6 protein-coding genes are annotated in these 5,036 nt (G+C 72.2%); all 6 read right to left on the bottom strand.

The features are described 5' to 3' along the window. Positions 1-14: 14 nt before the first annotated feature. Positions 15-632 (bottom strand): dTMP kinase, encoded by a 618-nt coding sequence (tmk, locus tag VAE46_RS05140; protein ID WP_322795846.1) that lies wholly within the window; start codon positions 630-632, stop codon positions 15-17. Further along, positions 629-2,365, bottom strand: a complete 1,737-nt coding sequence (locus VAE46_RS05145; RefSeq protein WP_322795847.1) for a R3H domain-containing nucleic acid-binding protein — start codon at positions 2,363-2,365, stop codon at positions 629-631. The genes tmk and VAE46_RS05145 overlap by 4 nt, the downstream gene beginning before the upstream one ends. Positions 2,366-2,371: 6 nt before the next feature. Further along, positions 2,372-3,298 carry a hypothetical protein gene (locus VAE46_RS05150; protein ID WP_322795848.1) on the bottom strand — a complete coding sequence of 309 codons (927 nt, stop codon included), beginning with the start codon at positions 3,296-3,298 and terminating at the stop codon, positions 2,372-2,374. Further along, positions 3,295-3,909 carry a pyridoxal 5'-phosphate synthase glutaminase subunit PdxT gene (pdxT, locus tag VAE46_RS05155; protein WP_322795849.1) on the bottom strand — a complete coding sequence of 205 codons (615 nt, stop codon included), beginning with the start codon at positions 3,907-3,909 and terminating at the stop codon, positions 3,295-3,297. The genes VAE46_RS05150 and pdxT overlap by 4 nt, the downstream gene beginning before the upstream one ends. 153 nt (positions 3,910-4,062) lie before the next feature. Further along, a complete protein-coding gene (locus VAE46_RS05160) occupies positions 4,063-4,401 on the bottom strand; it encodes an ATP-dependent Clp protease adaptor ClpS (protein ID WP_322795850.1) in 339 nt (112 codons plus the stop codon). A 26-nt stretch (positions 4,402-4,427) separates the two neighbouring features. Then, positions 4,428-5,036: GDSL-type esterase/lipase family protein (locus VAE46_RS05165; protein ID WP_322795851.1), on the bottom strand; the 609-nt coding region annotated here is incomplete at its 5' end.

The raw sequence follows: 5,036 nt of genomic DNA on the forward strand, positions 1-5,036 counted from the left end.
CCCACCTCCCACCTTCAACCTCCAACCTCCAACCTCCTCACCCGTTCGAGGGCAAGGGCGGCGACCCGGGCGGGCGGGAGGGCGGCATCGATGACGTACCAGCGGCCGGGGTCGTCCCGCGCCTGGAGGAGGTAGCCCTCCCGGACCCGCTGGTGGAAGGCGAGCGCCTCGTGGGCGGTGGCGATGGCGCGGCCTTCGCCGGCCTTGCGGGCCAGCCCCTCGGCAGGGTCGAGGTCGAGGTAGACGACGAGGTCGGGCTCGAGGCCGCCGGTAGCGGCGCGGTTGGCGGTGCGGACGATCACGGGGTCGAGCCCGCGGGCGTGGACCTGGTAGGCGAAGGTGCTCGGCGCGAAGCGGTCGCAGATGACGGTCGCGCCGGCTTCGAGCGCGGGGCGGATGACCTCGGCGACGAGCTGGGCGCGGGCGGCGAGGAAGGCGAACAGCTCGGCCCAGGGGGCCAGCGGCTCATGGAGGAGGGCGCGGATCTGCTCGCCGGCGGGGGTGCCGCCCGGCTCGCGCGTGTGCACCACCCGGCGGCCTTCGGCCTCGAGGGCAGCCGCGACGGCCGCCGCCGCGGTGCTCTTGCCCGAACCCTCGCCGCCTTCGAAGACGATGAAGGGGCCGCGGCTCATCGCTCGAAGGGGGTGCCGCCCCCGCCGAGGGGCAGGATCTTCACCCGGCGGAGCGGCTCCTTGCCCGAGCTGCGGCTCTCGAGGTTGTAGCGCGTGGCGAGCTGGTGCTGCACCCGGCGGATGTAGCTGTTCGCCGGCGGGAGCTCCACGGGCCGGCCTTCTTCCAGCACGCGGGCGATCGCCTCCTCCGTCTCGCGGAAAACATCGACCATCGGGTCGCGCCGCGGCTGACGCTGGCCGCCCGCCCCGCCCGGGCTGCCGCGCAGCTGAAGGAGCGCCTGCTCGAGCTGGTAGAGGCCGCTGCTCTTGACCACGTACATCGGCAGGTTGAGCTCCTCGGCCTCGCGCAGGGCGGCCGGCTTGCTGCGGTAGTAGCTGCGCATCGTGATCACGGCATCGGCGTCGGCCGGGTCATCGACCAGCTCCACCTGGGCGCCGACGCCGCGCGCGGCCTGCTCGAGCCGGGCCCGCGGGATGCCGAACGGAAACAGCCGGGTGACGCCCCCGCGCGGGCCCCGGGGCGGCAACGGCTCTTCGCCGGCAGCATCATCGAACGCGGCGCTTTCGAACTCCGCCGGGGCGGGCTCCTCGCGGCGCTCGCGGATGTGGCCGCCGTTGCGGCGGTGGCCAATCTCCCAGGTGCTGCCCCGGGCCGGGTAGCTCCCCGGGGAGGCGCCCATGCCGAAGCCGCCTTCCTCGCGCTCGGCGTCATCGACGATTTCGATGCGGCCGTTGGGGCCGAGCTGGCGCGTCTCGGGGCGCGCGCGGTAGCCGCGCAGGATGGCATCGACCGTCTCGGCGACGTTCTTGTGGATCGCCACCCGCCGCCAGCTTTCGATTTCCACGACGATATCGAAGGTGGGCGGCGCCTTCCGCTCGAGGATCGACTTCTGGGTTCCGCGCCGGCGGGCCTCTTCATCGCCGAGGGTGACCGACTGGATGCCGCCGATGAGGTCGGCCAGGGTGGGGTTGAGCATCAGGTTTTCGAGCGAGGTGCCGTGGGCGGTGCCGACCAGCTGGACGCCGCGCTCGGCGATGGTGCGGGCGGCCTGCGCCTCCAGCTCGGTGCCGATTTCATCGATGACGATGACTTCCGGCATGTGGTTTTCGACCGCCTCGATCATCACCGCGTGCTGGGCCGACGGGGTGGCCACCTGCATCCGGCGGGAGCCGCCGATGGCCGGGTGGGGCACATCGCCATCGCCGCCGATTTCGTTGGAAGTGTCGACGATGATGACGCGCTTGTTGGCATCATCGGCGAGGACGCGGGCCACCTCGCGCAGCATCGTCGTCTTGCCGACACCGGGCCGGCCGAGGAGGAGGATGTTCTTGCCGCTCAGGACGAGGTCTTCGATCACGCGGATGGTGCCGTAGACGGCGCGGCCGACGCGGCAGGTGAGGCCGATCACCTTGCCGCGTCGGTTGCGGATGCAGGAGATGCGGTGGAGGGTGCGTTCGATGCCCGCGCGGTTGTCGTCGCCGAAATCGCCGATGCGGGCGATGACCCACTGCAGGTCGGCCTCGGTGACTTCCTCGCGGCTGAGGACGACCTCGCGGCCGGGGTAGCGCGCCTCGGGCAGGCGGCCGAGGTCCATCACCACCTCGAGGAGGTCGGCCCGGCGCTCGGCCTCGCGCAGCGGCCCCGAGATGTGGGGCGGGAGCGCATCGAGCAGGAGGTCGAGGTCGTCGGTGATGATCTGTTCGTCGGGCAGGGGTGCTGGCGTGGACTGCATCACGGCTTATTGCGGCACAGGGAACGATTCGGCCGGTACCGCCACAACCTCCTTGATGGTCTCGGCCCGGGCGAGCCGGCGGGCGCACATGAGGCGAACGCCGAGGGCCGGGTAGCCGCGTTCATGAGCGGCGGATTCGAGTGCGGGCTGGTGCTCGGCGACCACGAGGGTGCCGTGGCGCGGGACATGCGCCTCCACGAGGTCGAGCGCGGCCTCGAGCAGCTCGCGGGGGCCGTCGAAGAGCAGGTGGGCCTCCCGTTCGCCGATGCCGACCCACGCCGCGAGGGCGCCGCCTTCGCCCTCGGCCACGTACTCGTGCTCGCAATCGAACGAATCGAGCACGGCCCGGAACTCCTGCTGCCCGGGCGCCTCGTTGCGGCGGACGATCTCGGGGACTGCCCGGCAGTAGAGGCGGAAGATGCCGGCGCGGTCGCTTCGCTGCGCGGGGCGGAAGGGGCCGCCGGCGGGCGGTTCGTGGCGGCCGCCGCGGACGGCGTAGAGGCGCTCGAGGCGGTAGGCATAGAAGCCGGCGCGGCGCAGGGCCGCCGCATGGGGAGAGCCCTCGGCGTAGCGCAGGTACAGGATCCGGCCGCCGCGCAGCGCCACCTCGCGGCTGAGACCGACGAGGAGCGCCGCCACGGCATCGTCATCGCGCGGGCGGCCGATGCGCAGCGAGGCGACATCCCAGCCGGCGCCCCCGGCGAGCTCCCGGCCAACGGCCACGCCGCGGTAGCTGAGCCCGCGCCGCAGCCCGACAACGGCCGTCCGCGGCACGCGCGGCAGGCGCGTGATGCCGGTCGCTGCCAGCCCGCTGGAGACGAGCAGGTTCTGCCCGCCGCGCAGGGCGATGACTTCGGTATCGAGCCGGTGGAGCTGCGGCCAGAGCGTGGCGGCATCGATGGGGCTGAGCGGTTCGGCATGCAGGTCGCTCATTTGGGGCTCCCCGGCGGTTCGCCGATGGTCAGGAAGAAGGCGTGCAGCCGGGTGTCGCTGGTCAGCTCGGGATGGAAGGCGGTGGCCAGCAGGTTGCCCTGCCGGGCGGCGACGATGGTGCCGTCGTCGAGCCGGGCGATCGCCCGGGCCGGCGGGTCGACCCGTTCGATGAGCGGCGCGCGGATGAAGATGGCGCGGAACGGCGGGCCGTCGAGCCCTTCGATGGCGAGGTCGGCCTCGAAGCTCTCGAGCTGGCGGCCGAAGGCGTTGCGCCGGACGGCGATGTTCATCGCTTCGATGCCGGGCCGGTCGAGGCGGTCGACCTGGCGGGCGAGGAGGATGGCGCCGGCGCAGGTGCCCCAGGTGGGCCGCCCGCTGCGGCAAAAGTCGCGCAGCGGCTCGAGGAAGCCGTTGGAGAGGATGAGCCGGGCGATGGTGGTGCTTTCGCCGCCGGGGATGATGAGCGCATCGAGCCCGTCGAGCTCTGCCGGCTTGCGGATCTCCCGGGCGCGGTGGCCCATCGCCTCCAGCATCTCGCGGTGTTCGCGAAAATCGCCCTGGAGCGCGAGCACGCCGACGGTCTTCGTTGCGATGCTGGCAGACGAGGTCATGCGGAGGGAGCCCCCGGGGCAGGGCGCAGTTGCAAGCGGGCGGCCGCGGGGCGTGGGTGGGTGGAGATGCTCGATGGCAACAGCAGTGTGGAGACCCTGCGCAACCTGCTTCCAGTGTAGCGCACCGCGGGGCGGCCTGCGTGGGGGCGAACGTTAACTTCCGGTGCCCTGGAAGGCCGGCTCGATGACGGCCGACATGCTGCCGCGGCTGTGCAGCATGAGCGGGTCTGGCCCGTAGGCGTGGACCGCGTCCTGCTTGGCCTTCACCGCATCGCGGCTGCCCGTCATCAGCACCGCCCGGCCCTGGCTATCGACCACGCAGGCGATGGCGTAGGCCTTTTCGGGGCCGTAGCCGAAGATGTCGCCGAGCATGCGGATGACGTAGGCGTAGGTGTGGTCGTCGTCATCGAGCAGCACCAGGTGGTAGGGCGGCTCGTGCTGCTGGTCGGTCTCGTCGAGAATGCGCGTCCCGGGAGTCGGCAGCATGCTCATGGTCTCTATTGTACGGCGGCCGGCAGCTATCGCCCCGGTTCGAGCAGGGCGGCGACGACGGCGAGCGCGAGGATGCGGCCGCCGGCGGGGGTGAAGTGCACCCCATCGGAGAGGCGGGCCAGCCGGGGGATGCCGTACTCATCCGGCAGGGTATCGGTGTAGCCCCCTCCTGGCGCCGAGGTCAGCGTCCAGGTATCGAGGTAGAGCACCCAGGGCCGCGCGGCCGCCTGCTCCTGGAAGATGGCGTTGATGCGCGGGATGCTGGCAGCCAGGTCGGGCCGGCCCATGTTCGGCTGCCCCACCCAGACCACAACCCGCCCGGGGCGGTAGAGCAGGTCCATGACGGCGCCGACGCGGGCGGCGTAGACCTCCGACGAGGTGACCTGGTTGGCATCGTTGGCGCCGACCATGAAGACGACGACGTCGGGGTCGTAGCGGGCCATCTCGGCGGCGAGGTAGGCCGGCCAATCGAAGAAGTCGGGCCGCCAGAGCCCGGAGGAGATCTGGTAGGAGGCCTGCCGCACGGGGACGCCGCCGCGCGCGGCCCATTCGGCGAAGAGGGCGACGGTCAGGTAGTAGGAGGTCGAATCCCCGTCCGACCAGATGCGGACCCCTGCGGGGTCGGGCACGCGGGC

It is taken from the genome of Tepidiforma sp. (assembly GCF_034433535.1).
Classification (GTDB): Bacteria; Chloroflexota; Dehalococcoidia; order Tepidiformales; family Tepidiformaceae; genus Tepidiforma.

Bases quoted from the DNA above. Each gene is read 5' to 3' on its own strand.
- VAE46_RS05150 (WP_322795848.1), bottom strand. From the start codon at position 3,298: ATGAGCGACCTGCATGCCGAACCGCTCAGCCCCATCGATGCCGCCACG.
- VAE46_RS05145 (WP_322795847.1), bottom strand. From the start codon at position 2,365: ATGCAGTCCACGCCAGCACCCCTGCCCGACGAACAGATCATCACCGAC.
- tmk (WP_322795846.1), bottom strand. From the start codon at position 632: ATGAGCCGCGGCCCCTTCATCGTCTTCGAAGGCGGCGAGGGTTCGGGC.
- VAE46_RS05160 (WP_322795850.1), bottom strand. From the start codon at position 4,401: ATGAGCATGCTGCCGACTCCCGGGACGCGCATTCTCGACGAGACCGAC.
- pdxT (WP_322795849.1), bottom strand. From the start codon at position 3,909: ATGACCTCGTCTGCCAGCATCGCAACGAAGACCGTCGGCGTGCTCGCG.